Source organism: Brevundimonas subvibrioides (genome assembly GCF_027271155.1).
GTDB classification, from domain to species: Bacteria; Pseudomonadota; Alphaproteobacteria; order Caulobacterales; family Caulobacteraceae; genus Brevundimonas; species Brevundimonas subvibrioides_D.
The window spans coordinates 446,611-466,568 of record NZ_CP114542.1 but is presented as its reverse complement, the minus strand read 5'-3'; the positions used below and the strand labels follow the sequence as shown (position 1 = coordinate 466,568).

Annotated in this window: 16 protein-coding genes and 1 tRNA gene; 10 read left to right on the top strand and 7 right to left on the bottom strand. The window is 68.9% G+C overall.

Features of this window, described 5'->3' with window-relative positions; genetic code table 11:
* Positions 1 to 27 precede the first annotated feature (27 nt).
* Both O3139_RS02330 and O3139_RS02325 read right to left on the bottom strand, forming a co-directional pair.
* Positions 28 to 2,862 (bottom strand): M16 family metallopeptidase, encoded by a 2,835-nt coding sequence (locus O3139_RS02330; protein ID WP_269515299.1) that lies wholly within the window; start codon positions 2,860 to 2,862, stop codon positions 28 to 30.
* Positions 2,863 to 3,478: 616 nt separating this feature from the next.
* Positions 3,479 to 4,369, bottom strand: coding sequence for an isoaspartyl peptidase/L-asparaginase family protein (locus O3139_RS02325; RefSeq protein ID WP_269515298.1), 891 nt, complete (start codon positions 4,367 to 4,369; stop codon positions 3,479 to 3,481).
* 140 nt (positions 4,370 to 4,509) lie between these two features.
* On the opposite strand from O3139_RS02325, the gene O3139_RS02320 reads away from it, so the two are divergent.
* Genes O3139_RS02320 through O3139_RS02310 form a run of 3 tightly spaced genes read left to right on the top strand, consistent with a single transcriptional unit; the run spans position 4,510 to position 6,991 of the window.
* On the top strand, positions 4,510 to 5,511 hold the full coding sequence (locus O3139_RS02320; protein WP_269515297.1) for an NADPH:quinone oxidoreductase family protein: 1,002 nt from the start codon (positions 4,510 to 4,512) through the stop codon (positions 5,509 to 5,511).
* On the top strand, positions 5,508 to 6,233 hold the full coding sequence (locus O3139_RS02315; protein WP_269515296.1) for a 2OG-Fe(II) oxygenase: 726 nt from the start codon (positions 5,508 to 5,510) through the stop codon (positions 6,231 to 6,233). The genes O3139_RS02320 and O3139_RS02315 overlap by 4 nt, the downstream gene beginning before the upstream one ends.
* A complete protein-coding gene (locus O3139_RS02310; protein ID WP_269515295.1) occupies positions 6,230 to 6,991 on the top strand; it encodes a 2OG-Fe(II) oxygenase in 762 nt (253 codons plus the stop codon). Before O3139_RS02315 ends, O3139_RS02310 begins: the two co-directional genes overlap by 4 nt.
* A 21-nt stretch (positions 6,992 to 7,012) precedes the next feature.
* On the opposite strand, the gene O3139_RS02305 is transcribed toward O3139_RS02310, so the two are convergent.
* Positions 7,013 to 7,420 (bottom strand): YkvA family protein, encoded by a 408-nt coding sequence (locus tag O3139_RS02305; protein WP_269515294.1) that lies wholly within the window; start codon positions 7,418 to 7,420, stop codon positions 7,013 to 7,015.
* A gap of 55 nt (positions 7,421 to 7,475) precedes the next feature.
* Here O3139_RS02305 and O3139_RS02300 point away from each other — a divergent pair, with 55 nt between their 5' ends.
* Both O3139_RS02300 and O3139_RS02295 read left to right on the top strand, forming a co-directional pair.
* Positions 7,476 to 8,258 (top strand): SDR family NAD(P)-dependent oxidoreductase, encoded by a 783-nt coding sequence (locus tag O3139_RS02300; RefSeq protein ID WP_269515293.1) that lies wholly within the window; start codon positions 7,476 to 7,478, stop codon positions 8,256 to 8,258.
* A gap of 130 nt (positions 8,259 to 8,388) precedes the next feature.
* A tRNA-Gly gene (locus O3139_RS02295) sits at positions 8,389 to 8,463 on the top strand.
* Positions 8,464 to 8,685: 222 nt separating this feature from the next.
* Here O3139_RS02295 and O3139_RS02290 read toward each other — a convergent pair.
* Together O3139_RS02290 and O3139_RS02285 are read right to left on the bottom strand one after the other, a co-directional pair.
* Complete coding sequence (locus O3139_RS02290; RefSeq protein ID WP_269515292.1) at positions 8,686 to 9,099, bottom strand: hypothetical protein; 414 nt, start codon at positions 9,097 to 9,099, stop codon at positions 8,686 to 8,688.
* 30 nt (positions 9,100 to 9,129) lie between these two features.
* Entirely contained in the window at positions 9,130 to 10,230 is a 1,101-nt protein-coding gene (locus O3139_RS02285) for a phytase (RefSeq protein ID WP_269515291.1), read from the bottom strand.
* Positions 10,231 to 10,459: 229 nt separating this feature from the next.
* On the opposite strand from O3139_RS02285, the gene O3139_RS02280 reads away from it, so the two are divergent.
* The 5 genes from O3139_RS02280 to lpdA all read left to right on the top strand — a co-directional run bounded on the left by O3139_RS02280 (position 10,460) and on the right by lpdA (position 17,922).
* A complete protein-coding gene (locus tag O3139_RS02280; protein WP_269515290.1) occupies positions 10,460 to 13,237 on the top strand; it encodes a TonB-dependent receptor in 2,778 nt (925 codons plus the stop codon).
* A 187-nt stretch (positions 13,238 to 13,424) separates the two neighbouring features.
* The gene (locus O3139_RS02275) at positions 13,425 to 15,260 is read left to right on the top strand and encodes a PAS domain-containing sensor histidine kinase (protein WP_269515289.1); all 1,836 of its coding nucleotides are present in this window, start codon (positions 13,425 to 13,427) and stop codon (positions 15,258 to 15,260) included.
* 65 nt (positions 15,261 to 15,325) lie between these two features.
* The gene (locus tag O3139_RS02270; protein ID WP_269515287.1) at positions 15,326 to 15,823 is read left to right on the top strand and encodes a hypothetical protein; all 498 of its coding nucleotides are present in this window, start codon (positions 15,326 to 15,328) and stop codon (positions 15,821 to 15,823) included.
* Between the two features lie 43 nt (positions 15,824 to 15,866).
* A complete protein-coding gene (locus O3139_RS02265; protein ID WP_269515286.1) occupies positions 15,867 to 16,370 on the top strand; it encodes a hypothetical protein in 504 nt (167 codons plus the stop codon).
* A 127-nt stretch (positions 16,371 to 16,497) separates the two neighbouring features.
* Positions 16,498 to 17,922 (top strand): dihydrolipoyl dehydrogenase, encoded by a 1,425-nt coding sequence (gene lpdA, locus O3139_RS02260; RefSeq protein ID WP_269515285.1) that lies wholly within the window; start codon positions 16,498 to 16,500, stop codon positions 17,920 to 17,922.
* Positions 17,923 to 18,324: 402 nt separating this feature from the next.
* Here lpdA and O3139_RS02255 read toward each other — a convergent pair whose 3' ends face one another.
* On the bottom strand, positions 18,325 to 19,254 hold the full coding sequence (locus O3139_RS02255; RefSeq protein ID WP_269515284.1) for a tyrosine recombinase XerC: 930 nt from the start codon (positions 19,252 to 19,254) through the stop codon (positions 18,325 to 18,327).
* A complete protein-coding gene (locus tag O3139_RS02250) occupies positions 19,236 to 19,949 on the bottom strand; it encodes a DUF484 family protein (RefSeq protein ID WP_269515283.1) in 714 nt (237 codons plus the stop codon). The genes O3139_RS02255 and O3139_RS02250 overlap by 19 nt, the downstream gene beginning before the upstream one ends.
* Positions 19,950 to 19,958: the final 9 nt, after the last annotated feature.

The window sequence follows — 19,958 nt, the reverse complement described above, 5'->3', positions numbered from 1 at the left end:
GGTGATCCGGTTGTCGCGTGGCCGGGGCTATTTCAGCGCGGCGCTGTCCAGATTGAGGTCGGACAGGGGGATGACCTCGACGTCGGGGTGTCTGGCACGCAGGGCGTCGATGAACTGAGCCGCATCGCCGACGATCACCAGACTGGCCCGGTCGACGGGCAGGTGTTCGGCGAAGGCGGCCTGAACCGCCGCCCCGTCCACGGCCTCGACGTTGCCGACATAGGCGGCCAGCTCGCTCATCGGCAGGTCGTAGAGGGCCAGGTTCGCGACCAGTCCGCCCAGGCCGTCCACGGTTTCCAGCGAACTGCCGAAGGCCCCGGTCAGGATGGCCTGACGGGTGGTGATCTCCGAAGCGGTCGGCCGGGTCGTGGACAGGCGGGTGACCTCGGCCAGGATCAGGTCGGCGACCTCGGCGGCGGCGTCATTGCGGGTCTGGGCGCTGGCGGTGAACAGGCCGTCGTCGCGACGCACGCCCAGCCCGGACCGCGTGCCGTAGCTCAGGCCGCGCTTGATGCGGATTTCCTGATTCAGGCGCGAGGTGAAGCTGCCACCCAGCAGGGTGTTGCCCAGCGTCAGGGGGAAATAGTCGGCGTCGGTGCGCGACACCCCGCGCAGGGCCACGGTGACGGCGGCCTGACCGGCCCCGGGCTGGTCGATGACCACGATGCGGGTGGGGCGGGGCTCACCGGCCGGGGCGGTCGCGGCCGGTGCCACCGTCGCAGGCGCGGTCCAGTCACCGAAGGCCGACTGGGCGAGGGCGCGGGCCTCGGCCTCGTCGATATCGCCGGAGAGGACCAGGGTCGCCCCGGACGGACGATAGCGGGCGGCGTGGAAGGCGGCGACGTCGGCTCGGGTGATGGCGGGCAGGGTCGTCAGGGTGCCCGAGGCCGGCGCGCCATAGGGTGCCTCGCCGTAGACGACGCGGGCGGCGGCCTGGGCCGCGACCTGTCCGGGCGTGGTCAGGGCGATGCGCAGGGCGTCGAGCGTCTGGGTCCGCTGACGGTCCAGTTCCTCCTCGGCGAAGGTCGGATTGCGGACCAGGTCGGCCATCAGGGCGACGGCCCGGGGGAAGACGTTGGCGGGCGCATTGGCATAGACGTTCGAGAAGTCCGCACCCGCGCCCGCGCCGACCGAGGCTCCCAGCTGTTCGATCTCGGTGGCGATTTCCGGAGCGGTGCGGGTCGTGGTGCCCTGGGTCAGCAGGGCGGCGGTCATGGAGGCGACACCCGCCTTGCCCGGCGCCTCGTCCGCCTGACCGGCGTCGAAGCCGAGACGTGCCGAGACCAGCGGCAGGCCTTCCTTTTCGACCACCAGCACGCGCAGGCCGTTGTCGAGGCGGAAGTCGGCGACCGGCGGGGTGGTCGGCGAGACCGCGGCCGCGATCTCCGGCAGGGGCGCGCGCTCGGCTTCCGGCAGCAGGGTCAGAACCTCGCCGACGGGGGCGAGGTCGGCGATCTGGACCGGGGCGGTGACGTCGGTGACCTGTTCCGTGACCGGATTGGCGTCGTCGGCGTTCAGATAGCGGATCGTGACGCCGCGCTGGTCGGTCAGGTAGCGGCGGGCGACGCGCTGGATGTCGGCGGCGGTGACGGCCTGGATCTCGGCGATCTCGCGGTCGGCGACGGTGGCGTCATTGGTCTGGATCAGGGCGAAGCCGAGGACGTTGGCGCGGTCGTCGATGGTCTCGCGGCTGCGGAGCGCATCGGCCACCAGCTCGTTCTTGGCCTCGGCCAGCTCGGCGTCGGTGACCGGTTCGTCGCGGAAACGGGCGACCTCGGCGCGCAGGGCGGCGATGCCTTCGTCGGGCGTCTTGCCCCCGGCCATGATGGCAAAGGCGGCCAGATAGCCGGCCTGCTGGGCGAAGTCGGGACTGGAGGAGGCCTGGGCGGCCAGCTGCTGCTCATAGACCAGCGAGCGGTACAGGCGCGAGCTTTCGCCCGTGGACAGGATACCGTCCAGCACGGTCAGGGGAATGCGGTCGGCGTCGCGGTAGGCCACGGTCGGCCAGGCCAGGACCACGGCCGGCAGGGCCACGTTCGGGGCGTGGAAGGTGACCTCGCGCGGGCCGGTCGGCTCGGGCTCCACCACATTGTTGGCCGGCAGCGGGCGGTTCGGGTTGGGGATGGGGGCCAGATACCGGTCGATCCAGCCGTCCAGCTGTGCCTGGTCGAAGTTTCCGGCCACGATCAGGAAGGCGTTGTCCGGCCGGTAGTAGGTGGCGTGGAAGCGGCGCACGTCCTCGATCGTCGCGGCATCCAGATCCTCGATCGAGCCGATGGTCGAGCGGCGATAGGGGCTGTCCTGATAGATGGTGGCCGGCACGAACAGGCTGAACAGGCGACCGTAGGGCTGGGCCAGGACACCCTGACGGTACTCCTCCTTGACGACGTCGCGCTCGCTCTCGAACACATCCTCATTGACCACCAGCGAGCCCAGACGGCTGGCCTCGGCGAAGATCAGGCGCTCGAGGTGATTGGCGGGAATGGTCTCGTGATAGGCGGTGACGTCGTCCGAGGTGAAGGCGTTGTTATTGCCGCCCACGTCCTCGGTCAGGCGGTCGAAGGTCTCGTCGGGAAAATCCTTGGTCGCCTTGAACATCAGGTGTTCGAACAGGTGGGCGAAGCCGGAGCGGGCCTGGGGGTCGTCCTTGGAGCCGACGCGGTACCAGACCTGGACCGTCACGTTCGAGGTCGAGGTGTCGCGCGCGGTATAGACGTCCATGCCGTTGGGCAGGGTGCGCTTGACGAAGCCCAGCGGCGGCACCTCGACACTGGCGGGCGGGGCGGCGGGCGCCTGGGCCATCACGGGCGCGGCGGACAGCAGGGCGAGGGCGGCGACGGCCGACAGCAGGCGGGACTTCATGAGCGGGCTCCGGAGGAATGCGGAACGACCGTATCAGGGCTGGCGAGCCGTGTAAGTTACAGCGGTGTAATGTGGGCGGATCATCGCCCATGCGTCATCGCTCTTCCGCTGTGAACGGGTCGGGGAAGACGGTGGAGCCCGAGCGGTCGCCCGGAACCGATGTGCCCCCGTGCTTTCGCCGTAGGGAGCGTGTGTGTGTTTTCGGCTTGCGCCCGGGGCTCCGCCGCGACCGGTTCACGCGAGCGTCCGGGGACGGGCATCCTCGGCCTGCCGGGGGTCTTCAGTCCCCTGCGCTTTGCGCCGTTAGACCCTTTCCGGACTAAGCCCGCGACGGGCGGAGGGTGACAGGGCCCTCCGGGCTCCACGGTTTTGCGCCCATGGACAGTCCCGCTCGATCGCGCCCCGCCGCGCGTCCGGGTCCTGGGCCCAGGACGCCTTCCCCTCGCGACGGGACGCAAGAAGGATAGACGGGTTCGGGATGCAGGCGCGCTCGCGGGCCCATTAATCACGATGGGTGCTGAATGGGTTGGGGAATTCGGGGCGAGCGCGGACAACTCGGGGCGGCGGAGCGGACACAAGCCGTCTCCTCACCCCCCAGGGGAGGGCAGATCGCGCGCTATTTGCCGAACACATCCACGCCCACCTCGCCGTCCGGCGTCAGCCAGGCGCGCTTCATGCCCTGGCTGTTGAAGGGGTCGGCGCGGTGGCCTTCGGCGTCCAGCGCGATCAGTCCGCCGTCGCCGCCCAGGGTGCCGATTTCGGCGATGGTCGCAGCCGTGGCCTCGGCCAGGGACTGGCCCGATGCGACGCGCCAGTCGACGCCGGCGGCAGCGTTGGTGCGGATGAAATACTCGCCCTGGCCCGTGCAGGAGACCGCGACCCGGTCGGTCGCCCAGACGCCCGCGCCGGGGATGGGCGTGTCTCCGACCCGTCCCGGCAGCTTGCCGAACACGCCGCCGGTCGAGGTGCCCGCCGCCAGACGACCCTCGCTGTCCAGCACGCAGCAGCCGACCGTGCCGTGGGCCAGGGCGCCGGTCCGACCCTGGCCGGGAGGATGGTTGTCCTCGCCCTGTCCGGCCCGGGTGAACCAGGTGTCGGGGTCGTCGATGGGGTCCAGCCCCTGTTCGGCGGCGAAGGCAGAGGCTCCCGACCCGGCCAGCAGGACGTGGGGGCTGTGGTCCATGACCGCGCGCGCGGCCCGGACCGGGTTGCGATAGCCCTGAAAGGCGGCGACGGCCCCGGCGCGGCGGGTCGGGCCGTCCATCAGGCTGGCGTCCAGCTCGTATTCCCCTGCCAGGTTGGGCGAGGCCCCGCGGCCGGCGACGTAAAGGCCCGAATCCTCCAGCCTCACGATCGCCTCGACCACGACGTCCAGCGCCGCCGCGCCGGCCGCCAGCCGAACGGCCATGGCCTGGACGACCTGTCGCATATGGGCGGTCTCGGCACCGTAGTCGCGTCCCTGACGGGCCCCGGCACCACCGTGCAGGATGAGGGCGGGTCCGGGCATGGGCGTCTCCTGATACGGTCGCCTCTTTCAATCGGGCGTGGCGCTCTTTAGCCTCACGCGACGCCAAGAACCATCCTGACAGGCGGGCCCGAAGTCGCGCGAACGCGCATCGGTCCCGCCAAGCCAAACGAGACCCAAGAATGCGCGCAGTCCTGTCCAAGACCGTCGGTGGTCCTTCGTCCCTCGTCGTGGAGGAGGTTCTCGATCCCACGCCCAAGGCGGGCGAGGTGGTGATCGAGGTCAAGGCGGTCGGCATCAACTTCCCCGACACACTGATCATCGAGGACAAATACCAGTTCCGTCCCGAACGTCCCTTCTCGCCCGGCGGCGAGGTCGCGGGTGTGGTCGAGGCCGTCGGCGAGGGCGTCAAGGGCGTGTTCAAGGGCGACCGGGTCATCGCCGTGCCGGGCTGGGGCGGCCTGGTCGAGCGGATCGCTGTCCGGGCCGACAGCCTGATCCGGATGCCGGACACCATGTCGTTCGAGGAGGCGGCGGGCCTGGTCCTGACCTATGGCACCTCCTATTACGCGCTGAAGGACCGGGCGAAGCTGCAGCCGGGCGAGCGTCTGCTGGTGCTGGGCGCGGCCGGGGGCGTGGGGGCCGCCGCGGTCGAGCTGGGCAAGGCCATGGGGGCCCTGGTGACGGCCGCCGCCTCGACCAACGACAAGGTCCAGTTCGCCCTCGACCTGGGGGCCGACAACGGGCTGATCTATCCGTCAGGAGCGATGGACAAGGCCGCGCAGAAGGAACTGTCGGGCGAGCTGAAGCTGGCCTCGGGCCGCGACGGGCCCGACGTCGTCTATGACGCGGTCGGCGGCGACTATGCCGAACCGGCATTGCGGTCGATGGACTGGAACGGGCGCTATCTGGTCGTCGGCTTTCCGGCAGGGATCCCGTCGTTTCCGCTGAACCTGACCCTGTTGAAATCGGTGTCGGTGATCGGGGTGTTCTGGGGCGCGGCCGTCGCGCGCGATCCGGCCGGGCACGCGGCCAATATGGCCGACCTGATGCGGTTCTGGTCCGAAGGCAGGATCAAGCCGCGGGTGTCGCGCACCTTCCCGCTGGAGCGCGCGCACGAGGCGATCCAGGCGCTGTCGGACCGCACTGCCATGGGCAAGATCGTGGTGACCGTGGAATCGTGACCGTGCTGTCGCCCCGTCTGGATATGGCCGCGGCGCGGGAGCGACTGGCCGCGCGCTCGCGCGTGCGCCTTCCCGGCCTGTTTCAGGCCGGCGTCGGGGGCCTCCATGAGGCGGTGACCGATCCGGCGATGGTCTGGATGCGGGCCATGCACAATCCCTACAACGCCGACGTCCCCGTCGCGATGTTCGAGGCCGAGCCCCTGCACGAACAGGCCCGGCTGATCGCCCTGGCGCACGAAGAGGCTACGGAGGGCTTCCAGTTCCTGTTCGACCGGCTGAGACTGGGTCAGGCGCGAAGCCTGGGTCTGGCGATCCCGCAGGCACTGTATGACCTGCATGCCTGGTTCAACACCGGGCCGTTTCTGGAGTTCGCGCGGACGCTGACCGGAGACGACCGGATCGCCTATGTCGACGCCCAGGCGACGCGGTATCTGCCCGGCCATTTCCTGAACCGGCACACCGACGAGCATGTCGATGCCGGGCGGCTGTATGCCTATGTGCTGAACCTGTCGCCGGACTGGCGGGCGGAGTGGGGCGGGCTGCTGATGTTCCTGGAGAATGGCGAGGTCAGCGAGACCTTCCTGCCCGGTGCGGGGACGCTGAACGTGTTCAGGGTGCCGCAGAGCCATGCGGTGTCGATGGTGGCCCCGTTCGCGGGCCTGCCGCGCTATTCGATCACCGGCTGGTGGCGGACGACCCCGCCGCCGGGGGACGACCGATGACGTCGCTGCGCCTGTCGCCCGGACTGGACGCCACCGCACTGGCCCGGGCCTTTCAGGCGGGCGGGCAGAGGCTGCATATCCCCGGCATCCTGGTGACAGAGGCCGCCGATGCGATCGAGGCGGTGCTGGCGGCCGAACGACGCTGGAAGACGACGGTGGCGGCGGGCGGCACCTATCTCGAACTGCCGCTGGACGGGCGCGTCGCAGAGGACCCCGCCAAGCAGGCCTGGCTGGACGAGGCGGCCGTGGACGGCTCCAGCCCCCTGACGCAATACATCTTCGACACCCGTCGCCTGACCGCCGAGCGCGAGCTGGAGGTGACCCGGGGCGACGCGGCCGATGCGGTTCTGGACTGGCTGAACAGCGAGACCTTCATCGCCTTCGTCCGCACCGTCACCGGAGACGACCGGATCGATCTGGCCGACGCCCAGGCCTCGCGCTATCGGCCCGGCCATGTCCTGACCAGTCACAACGACGTCTCGCCGGGCAAGAACCGGCTGTACGGCTATGTGCTGAACTTCAGCCGCGACTGGCGGGCCGACTGGGGCGGGAACCTGGTCTTCTATGGCGAGGACGGCCATATCGAGCATGGCTGGGTGCCGGCGTTCAATGCGCTGAACCTGTTCGTCGTGCCCACCCGCCATGCGGTGACGCAGGTGGCGTCTTTCGCCGCCAGGGACCGGTTGTCGATCGTCGGGTGGCTGAGGTCCAACACCGCGCTGGGGCCGCAGTCGCGGGAGGGTGACCGGCGTTACTGATCCTGCCCCGGCGGGGGAGGATCAACGCCGCAGCCGCTCCAGGGCCCGCTCGGCGGCCTCGCGGTGGCGTTTGCGGATATTGGCCCCCAGGGTGGCGATCACGGCGGTGATGACGGCGGCATCGTCGGTGAAGCCGATCCCCGCCAGAATGTCGGGAATGGCGTCCAGCGGCAGGACGAAATAGGCCAGCGCCCCCATCATCACGCCCTTGGCGGCCAGCGGCGTCTCCGGGTCGCGGGCGGCGTAATAGACGCTGATCATCTGGTTGGCGAAGGGGATGCGGGCGGCGACGCGCCCGACCTTGGGCCAGAAACCCGCCCTGACCCGCACCTCGTTGACGCGCTGCACGGCCGGCAGCAGGGCCCTGGAGGGATCGATGGCGTCTTCGGGCGAGATCGGGCCCGATGCCGGTTTGGCGTTTGTGGTCATGGCGGCTAAATCCCCCCGATTTTCCAGAGTTCAACGGAATATAGGGACGAACGCCATGAAACTCGACAGCAGCATCGCCGCGGTGGTCACCGGTGGGGCCAGCGGCCTGGGCGAGGGCACGGCGCGGGCCATCGCGGCGACGGGGGCCAGGGTCGCCCTGTTCGACCTGAATGCCGAGCGGGGCGAAGCCATCGCCGCCGAGATCGGTGGCGTCTTCTGCGCGGTAGACGTGACCGACGACGCCTCTGTGGCGGCCGCCTTCGACAAGGCTCGGGCCGCGAACGGTCAGGAGCGGCTGCTGGTCAACTGCGCCGGCATCGCCACCGGCCAGAAGACGGTGTCGCGCAAGAAGGACACGGGCGAAGTCCGCGCCCACGACATGGCCAGCTTCGAGCGCACCGTGCGGGTCAATCTGTTCGGCACCTTCCGGGTGCTGAGCCAGTCGGCCCTGGGCATGGTCACCCTGGACAAGATGGAGGACGGCGAGCGCGGCCTGATCGTCAACACCGCCTCGGTCGCGGCCCAGGACGGACAGGTCGGCCAGGCGGCCTATTCGGCGTCCAAGGGCGGCGTCTATGCCATGACCCTGCCGATCGCCCGCGACCTGGCGCAGGAAGGCATCCGGGTGAACACCATCCTGCCCGGCATCATGTGGACGCCGATGATGGCCGGCATGGACCAGAAGATCCAGGACGCCCTGGCCGCCCAGATCCCCTTCCCCAGCCGCCTCGGCAAGCCGTCGGACTATGCGTCGCTGGTGCTGGAGCTGGCCCGCAACGTCTACATCAACGGCGAATGCGTAAGGCTTGATGGAGCAATTCGCATGGCGCCGCGCTGACGCGCGGATGCGCTTCGCGCCGCGCTACGCTCGCGACACGGTCGCTCGCTGCTTGAGCGCGAGGAATTGTGCGGGTTGGGTCTTGCGAGAGGTCCGGCCTCTCCGCTATAGGCCCGCCTCCGGCTGAAGTGCGGGCGTAGCTCAGTGGTAGAGCACAACCTTGCCAAGGTTGGGGTCGAGAGTTCGAATCTCTTCGCCCGCTCCAGTCGATTGAAGAGGCCCGGTCGCGAGACCGGGTTTTTTCATTTCTGGGCCTGGTTCTTGTCATCCCGGCCGAAGCGAAGCGGAGCGCCGGGACGCTGGATCGCAGAGATTGAACATCCCGGATAGCCGCTCCGCGTCTTCCGGGAGCGTCGAAAAGGCATTGTGTCGTCCCGGATCATCGCTGGCGCGATTTCCGGGATGACAAGGGCGCACAAGGGAACGTTCAGTCCTCTCCTGCCGCGTCCGGATCGATCGCCTCGTCCACCAGTCGGCGCCAGTGCGGGTCGGTGTCATCGACGAGGTCGACGTCGTCCAGCAGGGCGACCACGGCGTCGCCGTCGGGCAGGATCAGGCCGAGGACTTCCATCGGTTCGCCGAAGGCCCCGGCGTGGACCTCGGCCTGGACCGCGACCGCGCCCTGTTCGCCGTCTTCGTCCCACCAGATCACCGGCTGGGGCAGGTCCATGTCGAGGACCGAAGGGTCCTGGCTGTCGCCCAGCGCGAAGACCGCGCGCCGGGTCTGGACATCGTCCAGCGTGGCGACGCGGCCGGTGAAGGGCACCAGGCGCGACCAGTCGTCGGCGTCGAAACCGCCGCCGTCATCGTCCGAATCGCCGGGGCCGTTCTGATCCTGCATCCGGGCAGACTAGCGGCCGGGCGCGCCGGATCAATCGATGGCGAGCGCCGCCTTGATGTCGCGCCAGTCGATATATTTGAAGTTCTGGTTGCCGACGTCATTGACGTCGTCCTGGACCACGACGAGGCCATGGGGGAAGGGACCGATGGCTCCACTCCAGGCCGCCAGACCGTCCGTGCCGGTGACGCCGTCGATCGTGCCGTCCCGGACCACGAACCGCCCGACCCAGGCCGGGGCGGCGCCGTCGATGCGCCAGACGGGGAAGGTCGAATCCCCCTGACTGGACCCGATCAGATAGCGTGCGTCGCCATCGGTGATCGTGGTCAGGCCCTCGGCGTCGGCGACCAGAATGCCGGGCGCGATCGGCTGGATAAGGGTGCGGGCATCGCCCGAGGTCGCACCGAGGCCGTAACGCCACACGCCGACATTTTCCTCGGCCAGATACAGGGAGTCGGTGGCGGGGTCGGCCGCGCAGCCTTCGGAGATCGAGCCGATTTCGAACCGGCGCACCTCGCGCGAGACCGGGCGTCCCCGGGCGTCGGCGGTCACCACGAACTGGCGCACCTCGCCCTCGTGGCCGACCAGGATGGCGTGGACCTCGGTGCCGATGCGCGCGAAACAGAAGCCGTAGGGTTCGACCACATCGGTGGCGATGGCCCCCCAGGGGCGGATGCCGTTCTGGCCCGTTCCGGCCGGGTCGAACAGATACAGCGATACGCCGGTCCTGCCCGGTGTCCGGTCGCTGGCCCCCAGCAACAGCTGCGGGCGACCGTCGATGCTCAGCCCCTCGACCGCGTCGACGTTGTTCAGCAGGCCCTCGGGCAGAAACTGCAGGATCGCGCCGTCGAGACCGTAGGCATAGAGGCCCGCCTTCTTGTCCGTTCCGACGACGATACCCGGCGTCGGGGTTCCCATGATTGTGACCGGGCGGGGGCCGGCCCAGATGACCGGATCATCGGCGGCATCCTGACCGGGTTCGCCGACGGACGGCGTCTCGACGACGGCATGGACTGTGGCACCCGCGCCGACGACACCGTCACCCTCGCCGCGATAATCGACCTCGTGCGTCGCGCAGCCCGACAGCGCCAGGGGCACCAGAAGGCAGGTCAGGCGGAACAGCGAACGGGACATCGGGAGGCTCCGGACAGGACGGCGCACGTCGAGACCATGCCTTGCCGGGGCGCGTCAAGCCGATCGCCAACCCGCGTTATCCGGATTTATCCGGGTCAGGATGGATCTTCGGAAAACCCATGCAAACCTGCGGTTTCCCCGTCGCAAAACCGTCAAGCCGGCTTTGCCGTCGGCGTTTAACGGCTTTTGCAAGGCGGACCGGGAATGCGGACGCCATGGGGATATCATCATGCGCAAATCCTTCCTGCTGCTGGGAGCAGCCGTTTCACCGTTCATGTTCGCCGGCGTGGCCGCCGCACAGGATGCGCCGTCGGACCAGGTCGACGAGATCGTCGTCGTCGGTCGCCGCCCGATCGCGGAATCCGAAGCCGCCGCGCTGAGTGTCCAGCGCAACTCCGACAGCCTGGTCAGTGTGGTGGCGTCGGACGCCGTCGGTCGTCTGCCCGACCAGAACGTGGCCCAGGCCATCGCCCGGGTGCCGGGCGCGGCGGTCGAGAGCGACCAGGGCCAGCCCCGCTACATCTCGCTGCGCGGCGCGCCCAAGAACTGGACCACCCTGTCGATCAACGGGATCGGCATCGTCAGCCCCGAGGGCCGCGACACCCGCTATGACAGCCTGCCCTCGGCCATCGCCTCGCAGATCGTCGTCAACAAGGCGGTGACGCCGGACCTGAACGGCGAGACCATCGCCGGCAACATCAACATCATCACCCGCTCGGCCTTCGACTATTCCGGCTTCCGCGTGGCGGGCAAGGCGGGCGCGGGCATCGTTCAGCTGGGCGATCGCAACGAATACGAAGGTCAGCTGGTCGTGTCGAACCGGTACGACACCGGCATCGGCGAGATCGGCATCCTGGCCTCGGGTTCGTACTACGAGCGCAACATGGTCACCGACAACTACGAGATCGACTGGGAGACCGTCGGTCAGGACGTCCAGCCCGGCGGTGCCGGCTACACGCCTGCGCCCGGAAACCGGCTGTGGGCCCGCGAGACCGAGAACAAGCTGTACCGCCTGACGCGCACCAACTATTCGCGCACCGGCCGGATCGACTGGGCTCCGAACGACACCAACCGCCTCTTCCTGGAGTCCATCTTTACGACCTTCCAGGATGACGAGGCCCGCGACAACTTCCTGTTCGACACCGACGACCGCCAGTCGGATGCCTCAGTGCCGCCGCGCTCGGCCGCCGCGCCCTGCACGGTGACGCCGACCGGCAGCGTCAGCAACACCGGCTATGCCGACACCTGCATCGGCAATACCTCGCTGGTCGGCACGGTCTATGGCATCGACCTGAACCAGCGCGCCACCCTGCGGGCCTATGAACAGTCGATCTTCACCACCACCCTGGGCGGCGAACACGAACTGGGCGGCTGGAACCTGGACTGGCGCGCCAACTTCACCCGTTCTGTTGATGACCGGTCGGTGGTCGGCGAGGCGCGCTATGAGAGCCCGTCGGCCCGCGCCCAGCGCGTCACGATCGGCTACAACTTCACCGACGTCGACCTGCACAACATCCAGCTTTATCGTACCCTGGTGACCGGCACAGGGGCGGCGACGCTCTATTCCAGGGGCGACCGCGTCACCAACATCGACGACTTCGTGCACGACCTGACGCAGCTGACCTCGTTGAAGGCCATCGACGAGACCGAGGCCTATACCGCCCGCTTCGACGCCCGCCGCGAGTTCAGCCTGATGGGGGCCGAGGCCACCTTCACCTTCGGCGGCCAGTACGATCAGCGCACCAAGGAATCCAACGAGAGCCAGCTGTTGCTGCGCACCTCGAACACGGGTGAGAATGCCATCCTCACGGCGGCCAACGTCTCGCGCACCTACGTCCCGGTCTCGCTGGACCTCCCCTTCAAGGGCAAGATCCCGCTGGGCTACACCTTCCGCTATTTCGACATCCAGGCGATGCGCGACCAGATCAACCGGGTGGTGGCTGCCGGTGCCACTTACGAACCCGTCCGCACCAACTTCTACAACGTCGAGGAAGAGGTCGCGGCCGCCTATGGCATGGTCCGCCTGGGCTATGACTGGGGCTCGATCCTGGCTGGTGCCCGCGTGGAGCGGATCACCAATACCGGGCGTGCCAACGCCTCGATCACACCCCCAACAGGTGGGGCGGCCGTCCTCACGCCGGTCGAGACGCAGACGGAGCAGACGCTGGTCTATCCCAGCCTGCACATCAACTACGACCTGACCGAAGACCAGAAGCTGCGCCTGTCGTTCACGACGGGAGCGGCGCGCCCCGACTACGACCAGCTGCGGCCCAACCTGACGATCAACGACCAGAACAGGACCATCTCGGGCGGCAACCCCGACGCCACGCCGGAGCGTGCCTACGGCGTGGACGCCTACTACGAATGGTACATCCAGCCTCAGGGCTTCGTATCGCTGGGTGCCTTCTACAAGAAGGTCGACGACGTCCTGTTCTCCTTCACGCGCCAGGTCGGGACCGACACCCTGGACTTCGGCGGCCAGGTCCGCTCCGACTACAACATCACCACGCTGATCAACGGCGGCGAAGGCTATATTTACGGCATCGAGGGCGCGCTGCAGCTCCAGTTGGAACCCTATACCGAACAGCTGGGCCTGCCCGACTGGATGGGCGGGTTCGGGATCAACACCAACGTCACGCTGAACGAGTCCGAAGCCGAAAAACCTGACGGCAGCAAGGTGTCGCTGCCCAACACGTCGGACCTGATCTACAACATCGGTCTATACTATGAGAAGTACGGCCTGTCGGCGCGGGTGAACTATCGCGAGCGCACAGAGTGGCTTGATGCCATCGGCGACCCCGTCGACGGCGGGAACACTTTCTGGGCCACCGACGACGAGATGGACGCCTCGGTCCGCTATGCGGTCAACGACAATCTGGAGGTCTATTTCGACGCCTCCAACCTGACCAACACCCCGGGCCGCCGCTATTCGCGCGAAAGCCAGTACACGATCGAGTGGGAGCGGTTCGGCCGCCGCTTCGACGCAGGCGTCCGCTTCAGCTTCTGATCCGGAGGCTGACGAAACGGGGGGACCGGTGGCGACATCGGTCCCCTTTTTCGTGCATGCTTGCGGGATTGATCGCGCAGTTGCGACTGGACCAGGAGCCGGGTCCGGCCTAACCGCAGGTTCGGCCCGGGCCTTGCGAGGTTCGCGTCACAGGCGCTTTTTCAGTGCCAGAATGGGATGACGCGGGATGTTTCTGGAAGGCGAGGTCAACTGGATATTGGTGCTGGGCCTGCTGGCGGCCGTGACCTCCGTCCTGGCCGTGACGTCCCTGATCTTTGCCTTCACCCACAGGACCCGACACGTCTCGACCGCCGACGAGCTGGATGCCGTTTCGAAGGCCCGCGAGGCGGCCGAGACCCGCCTGTACGAGACCCTGAACGCCATCCCCGTGGCCCTCGTCCAGACCGATCGCGGGGGCAAGTTCGTCTTCGCCAACCGCGCCGCGCACCAGTTGATGGGACGCCGTGACGCCGAGCTGATCGGGCTGCGGTTCCATTCGGCGACCTGGGGCATCACCTATCCCGACGGCCGTCCGGTGCCGCCGGATCTGCTGCCCAGCGCGCGGGCGCTGCGGGGCCAGACGGTCAAGGGGTTCCAGCACATCCTGGCCAATCCGGCGACGCGGCGGAAGATGCTGGTCTCGGTCACCGCCATGCCGATCGAGGATGCGCTGGGGCAGATCATCGGCTCCACCGCCGCCATCGTCGAGACCGAAGGGCTGACGACGCCCGAGGCCCTGCCGGCCGAGGCCGCGCCCGTCGCCCGTGACGCCGACGACCTGACCCGGCGCGTGTTCGAGGCGGCGTCCAGCGCCCTGGTGGTCGTGGCCGCCAACGGCGTGATCCGCGAGGCGAACCCCATGGCCCTGTCCCTGTTCGGCCGGGACGCCGGCGTGATCGGCAAGGACTTCGCCGATCATTTCCTGGACGAGACCGAGCGGGTGGAAGGTCGCCAGACCCTGCGGGCCGCACTGGCCACCACGCCCGGCGAGGCCGATCCGATCGAATCGCGGCTGGGCGGCGCGCATGGCGTGTCGTGGCAAATCCTGCCGCTGTCCGAGACGGGCGGGTCGACAGACGCCCTGCTGCTGGCGGGCACGCCGATCCCCGCCCCCGAGGTGGAGGTGCCGGTCATCGCGGCGGAAACGCCGCCTGCCGGGGATGAGGTCGATGGCGTGGCCCTGGCCCGGGCGGCCGAGGCCGCCGCGGTCGCGCGGGAGGCGGAGCTGGCCCGCATGTTGGAACAGGTTCAGGCGGACTTGCAGGCCGCGCGCGAGGAGGCCGTCGCCGCCGAGGCGCGGGCCCGGGCCGAGATCGCCGACCGTAACGAGGCGGCGCATCGGCTGGAGAGCGTCGGTCGCCTGACCGGCGGCGTGGCCCAGGACTTCAATGCACTGCTGGCCGTGATGACCAGCGCGCTCGACATGATGCTGAAGACCGCAGACGATCCCGCCCGGGTGCGTCGCCTGGGCAAGGCCGCGCTGATCGCGGGACAGAGGGGCGAGGCCCTGACCCGCCGCCTGTCGGCCTTCTCGGCGGGCGAGTACGCCCAGGGGCGGGTGCTGGATGTCTGTGTCCTGGTGCGCGGGCTCGAGACCCGGCTGCGGACACTCGTGGGCCCCGGAATCGACCTGATGATCGAGTCCCCCGGGGTGGAAACACCCGTTCTGCTGGACCCGGTCGCCTTCGATGCGACGCTGGCGGGGCTGGTCCGCAATGCGGTCGAGGCCATGGACGGGGCGGGATCGATCGCGGTGCGGCTGGAGTCCCTGGACGGCGAAGTGCGCCTGTCGGTGCGCGATACCGGGCCGGGGCTGACCGCGGCGACCGCCCAGCGCGCGCTGGAGCCCTTCTTCACCACCCGCGTGGGGGCGCAGGGCCTTGGCCTCGCCCAGGCCCATGCCTTCGCCCGCCAGTGGGGCGGCACGCTCAGCCTGACCGGGGTTGACGGTGAGGGGGCGGAGGCCGTGCTGACGCTGCCCGGCGTGGTCGGCGTGCAACGGGTCGAAGATTCCGCTGCCTGATCGAGTCGCCCAGACACCGCTGTTCGTGCTAAGGCGTTAACCCTGATCTGTAGCGGGGGCGCTTTATGGTTTGGGGACTGAGGATTTGTCTGGGTGCGCTTGTGCTGGCCTATGCGGCCTGGCTGGGGCTGCCGCTGGTCGAGGCCCTGTCGGCGGGGACTCCACCGATGAAGGTCTGGGCCAACCTGGCGCAGGGCGAGTCGCCAATGGGACTGACCTTCGCCGGCCTGTTTATGGCGACCATCCTGCTGTATGGCCTCGGCGGGATCGCGACGGCGGCGCGCCTGAACTGGGCACCAGGCCTGTACTTTGCAGGGTTCCTCGGAGAGATCACGCTTCGGCTCGCGGGGACAGGTGCGGGACAGCCTCTGCCGTCCGCCCTGGACATTGCGGCCCGTGCCGATGTGACCCTGCGGCCGTTCGGCGTGCTGGTCGAAACCACGCCTCTGGTCCTGGCGGCGCTCCTCGCCGTCGGCCTCTGCATCCTGGCCATGGGCGTGTGGCGCGGCCAAAAGGGCGCGGCCCTGACCCACATCTGGACCCGGCCGCCCGTCTGGGCCTGATCGCACCGGGGTCCCCCTTTCCTTTCACGGACGGCAGGTCCCCATGAAGGTCTTTCGCTTCGCTCTGATGCTGGCCGTGATCGGCTATGCCGGCTGGCTGGCCTGGCCCTTCCTGTCGCCTTTTCTCGAGGGCGCGCCCATCGCCGTCGCCATAGAGCGCGCGGGCGCCATGGTCGAGGGAGGTGGCGGCATTCCCCAGGCGGCCCTGTGGATCGGGGCCGTCCTGCTCTATGTCGTCGCGGCGCTGCTGCTCGGTTCGGGCAACCCGCGTGCCGCCCTGGCCTATTTCCTGGGCTTTGTCGCCGATGCGGTGCTGAGGCTGGCCATCGACCGGTCGGGCAGATCGCAGAACGCCTCGCTCCCGGCCGACAGCTATTCGGCCGGGAGCGAGATGGCGCAGCGCTCGGCCGAGGCCGTGGCCCCCACCGGTCTGCCGGTCGATCCGACCTGGCTGATCCTGGGCACCCTGCTGGTGGTCGGGGTCATGATCGTTGTCCTCTCGCGCCGGAGGGTACGACGCCGGGGTCCGGGACAGCTCGCCGCCTGAACGGGCCTCGCGGCCGGGACGGACCGTCCCCATATCGGGATCCTCAACCGATACGTCTGTTGATTCTGACGGGCCAGCCGCTACGACAGCGGCGCTTTCCCCGACCGCGCACGACCCAGAGGTTTCCATGACCGACGCCGCCCCCGCCCCATCCGCTCCTGCATCCTATGACGTCGTGATCATCGGGGGTGGCCCCGGGGGCTACAACGCCGCGATCCGGGCCGGGCAGCTGGGGATGAAGGTGGCCTGCGTCGAAATGCGCGAGACGCTGGGCGGGACCTGCCTGAACGTCGGCTGCATGCCGTCCAAGGCCCTGCTGCATGCCTCGGAACTGTTCGAGTCGGCGTCGAAGGATTTCGCGGGCATCGGCATCGAGGTGACGCCGACGCTGAACCTGCCGGTGATGATGAAGCAGAAAAGCGAGAGCGTGACCGCCCTGACCAAGGGCATCGAATTCCTGTTCAAGAAGAACAAGGCCAACTGGATCAAGGGCAAGGGCCGGATCGCCGGACCCGGCACGGTCGAGGTCGAGGCCGCCGACGGGACGAAGACGATCCTGAAGGCCAGGGACATCGTCATCGCCACGGGCTCGGAGCCCACGCCCCTGCCCGGCGTCGACTTCGTCGAGGGCAAGGTCGTGGATTCCACCGGGGCCCTGTCCCTTCCCGCCGTGCCGAAGAAGCTGATCGTGGTCGGGGCGGGGATCATCGGCCTGGAGCTGGGATCGGTCTGGCGTCGCCTGGGGGCCGAGGTCACCGTCGTCGAATACCTGCCGCGCATCACCCCGGGCATGGACTCCGACCTGGCCACCGCCTTCCAGCGCGCCCTGACGAAACAGGGCATGACCTTCAAGCTGGGGTCGAAGGTCACCGGATCGAAGGTGACCGACACCGGCGTGGAACTGACCGTCGAGCCGGCCGCCGGCGGCGCGGCCGAGACCCTGACCGGCGACGTCGTCCTGGTCGCCATTGGCCGTCGCCCCTACACGGCGGGGCTGGGGCTGGAGACGGTCGGCGTCGAGACCGACAAGCGCGGCGTCATCGTCGGCGACCACTTCAAGGTGGCCGAGGGAGTCTGGGTGATCGGCGACGTCACCACCGGCCCGATGCTGGCCCACAAGGCGGAAGAAGACGCCGTCGCCGCCATCGAACTGATCGCGGGCAAGGCAGGCCACGTGGACTACAATCTGGTGCCGAGCGTGGTCTATACCTTCCCCGAGGTGGCCTGGGTCGGCAGGACCGAGGACCAGCTGAAGGCCGACGGCGTCGCCTACAAGTCTGGCAAATTCCCGTTCACCGCCAACAGTCGCGCCAAGATCAATCACGAAACCGACGGCTATGCCAAGGTCCTGGCCGACGCCGCGACCGACCGCATCCTGGGGGTCCACATCATGGGACCGCAGGCCGGCGAGATGATCGGCGAGGCCTGTGTCGCCATGGCCTTCGGCGGGGCCTCCGAAGACCTCGCCCGCACCAGCCACGCCCACCCGACCCGCTCCGAAGCCGTCAAACAGGCGGCCATGGGCGTCGAGGGCTGGACAATGCAGGCGTAGGGGTGAGTTTCGGATTGCAGTCGATCAGTGTAGAGTGACCTTCTGGATGGAGGTTCCGATGCTTTCGATGCTTCTCCTTTTCGCCACCGCGCCGCAGCTGGCGGTTCCCACGGCTCCGCCAGCGCCCGCCGCTCCCCGAGGCTCGGCTGCTATGCCGATGATCGGCTTGACCCAGTCAGCCTGTGAATCGTCGGTCTTGCGAACCAATGACCCGATCGTGCCCGGTCAGGATCTGAGATGGCGCGACGGGAGCCCACGCGTCGGCCTCTATCGTCTACTGGATCGATATATTGACGGCTGTCCCGCGCCGATCATCGTGAACTACCGCATCGGCGGCGCGAACGCTGTGGGCCGAGAGTCGGGCCGCGATCCTGCGCCGCTTCAGAGGCTCACGCCCCGCCCCTAGGCCCTCGGATGCGCTGCCGCATAGGCCCCCAGCAGGTGGGCGGCGTCGACGGCGGTGTATTTCTGGGTCGTCGACAGGCTGGCGTGGCCCAGCAGTTCCTGGATCGAGCGAAGGTCGGCCCCGGCCCCCAGCAGATGGGTGGCGAAGCTGTGGCGCAGGGCGTGCGGGGTCGCGGACGCCGGCAGGCCGAGGCGGCCGCGCAGCGTCTGGACCGTCGCCTGGACATGGCGGGCGCTGAGCGGACCGCCGCGACGGGCGCGGAACAGGGCGTCCGAAGGCTCCAGCGGGAAGGGCTGGGCAGCCAGGGCCGCATCGACGGCCGACCGCACGGCAGGCAGGACCGGGACCAGCCGGGTCTTTCCGCCCTTGCCGGTGATGCGAAGCGTTTCGGGCAGGGGCGCATCGGCCCGGGTCAGGCTTAGCGCCTCCGAAATCCGCAGGCCGCAGCCGTAGAGCAGCGACAGGACGGCCGTGTCGCGCAAGGCCTCCCACGGCTCCGCATCGGGATCGAGGCCGGGTTCGGCCAGCATGCCGCGTGCCTGATCGGCACTCACCGGACGCGGCAGGCTCGCCTTGACCCGGGGGCCGCGCACCAGGGCCAGTTGCGGGGCCGGCGTGTCGCAACGGCGGTCTAGGAAGACATGGAAGGTGCGGATCGCCGACAGGGTCTGGCTGAGCGAGCGGGCGTTCAAGGGGTGATTGCCGGACCGGCGCTCGGCCAGATGGGCGCGGAGCTCGGCGGCCGTGACGGTGCCGAGGTCGGACAGGCGCTGGGCTTCGCCCCGGTGGCGTTCGAGGAAGGCCAGATACTGGCGGGCGATGTGACCATAGGCTTCCAGGGTGCGGGGCGAGAGCCGCCGCTCGTGCGCCAGATGCTCCAGCCAGGCGGCGAGCGCTTCGGAGGCGGTCAGTTCAGGATCGGCCATCGCTCGGCCGTGCGTTCGACGACCCGGGCGATGAAGGCGACCAGTTCGCAACCCATGCCGGGGGTGAAGCCCTCGTCCTCGGGCGATCCGAAGGCACAGATCGCGTGGCGGGCCTGATCGTTGCGCTCGCCGCCCAGATGCGGGGCCATGCGGATCAGGGCGACCGAGCGAATGTCGGCGGACGATGGTCCGAACAGGTCCAGCCCCTCGAACATCGGCCCCAGCCAGGTCAGGCCGTGGTCGCCCAGCAGACTGTCGACGCCGCCGACCTCCAGCAGTTTCCAGCCAAACGGGGCGCTGCCGGGCTTTTCGACCGCGATCGCGGCACCCGACAGGCCGAACCGGCCCTGGGCGGCCGCATCCAGGCGGCGGGCGAGGTCGGAATGATTGCGGGATTCCAGCAGGTCCAGGGCCGCGACATGGGTCTGGGTCTGGGCGGCGAAATTGGCCCGGGCGATGGATTCGATGCGTTTCCTGGCATCCGCCTCGCGCTCGGCGGCTGCTTCCAGCCTGGTCAGGGCCGCGCGGCCGAATTCCACGACATTCCGGCCATGGGGCTTCAGCCCGATCTCTTCCAGCAGGGAGCGGTCGTCGGCCAGGGTCTGGGGGTTGGCCTGCAGCCAGGCGCGGACCTCCGGCCAGTGGAGGCCCTCAGGCTGTGCGAACAGGTCGGCGGTCTTGTCCTCGGACGTCACTCGGCACTC

Bases quoted from the DNA above. Each gene is read 5' to 3' on its own strand.
- O3139_RS02330 (WP_269515299.1), bottom strand. From the start codon at position 2,862: ATGAAGTCCCGCCTGCTGTCGGCCGTCGCCGCCCTCGCCCTGCTGTCC.
- O3139_RS02325 (WP_269515298.1), bottom strand. From the start codon at position 4,369: ATGCCCGGACCCGCCCTCATCCTGCACGGTGGTGCCGGGGCCCGTCAG.
- O3139_RS02320 (WP_269515297.1), top strand. From the start codon at position 4,510: ATGCGCGCAGTCCTGTCCAAGACCGTCGGTGGTCCTTCGTCCCTCGTC.
- O3139_RS02310 (WP_269515295.1), top strand. From the start codon at position 6,230: ATGACGTCGCTGCGCCTGTCGCCCGGACTGGACGCCACCGCACTGGCC.
- O3139_RS02305 (WP_269515294.1), bottom strand. From the start codon at position 7,420: ATGACCACAAACGCCAAACCGGCATCGGGCCCGATCTCGCCCGAAGAC.
- O3139_RS02300 (WP_269515293.1), top strand. From the start codon at position 7,476: ATGAAACTCGACAGCAGCATCGCCGCGGTGGTCACCGGTGGGGCCAGC.
- O3139_RS02290 (WP_269515292.1), bottom strand. From the start codon at position 9,099: ATGCAGGATCAGAACGGCCCCGGCGATTCGGACGATGACGGCGGCGGT.
- O3139_RS02285 (WP_269515291.1), bottom strand. From the start codon at position 10,230: ATGTCCCGTTCGCTGTTCCGCCTGACCTGCCTTCTGGTGCCCCTGGCG.
- O3139_RS02280 (WP_269515290.1), top strand. From the start codon at position 10,460: ATGCGCAAATCCTTCCTGCTGCTGGGAGCAGCCGTTTCACCGTTCATG.
- O3139_RS02275 (WP_269515289.1), top strand. From the start codon at position 13,425: ATGTTTCTGGAAGGCGAGGTCAACTGGATATTGGTGCTGGGCCTGCTG.
- O3139_RS02270 (WP_269515287.1), top strand. From the start codon at position 15,326: ATGGTTTGGGGACTGAGGATTTGTCTGGGTGCGCTTGTGCTGGCCTAT.
- O3139_RS02265 (WP_269515286.1), top strand. From the start codon at position 15,867: ATGAAGGTCTTTCGCTTCGCTCTGATGCTGGCCGTGATCGGCTATGCC.
- lpdA (WP_269515285.1), top strand. From the start codon at position 16,498: ATGACCGACGCCGCCCCCGCCCCATCCGCTCCTGCATCCTATGACGTC.
- O3139_RS02255 (WP_269515284.1), bottom strand. From the start codon at position 19,254: ATGGCCGATCCTGAACTGACCGCCTCCGAAGCGCTCGCCGCCTGGCTG.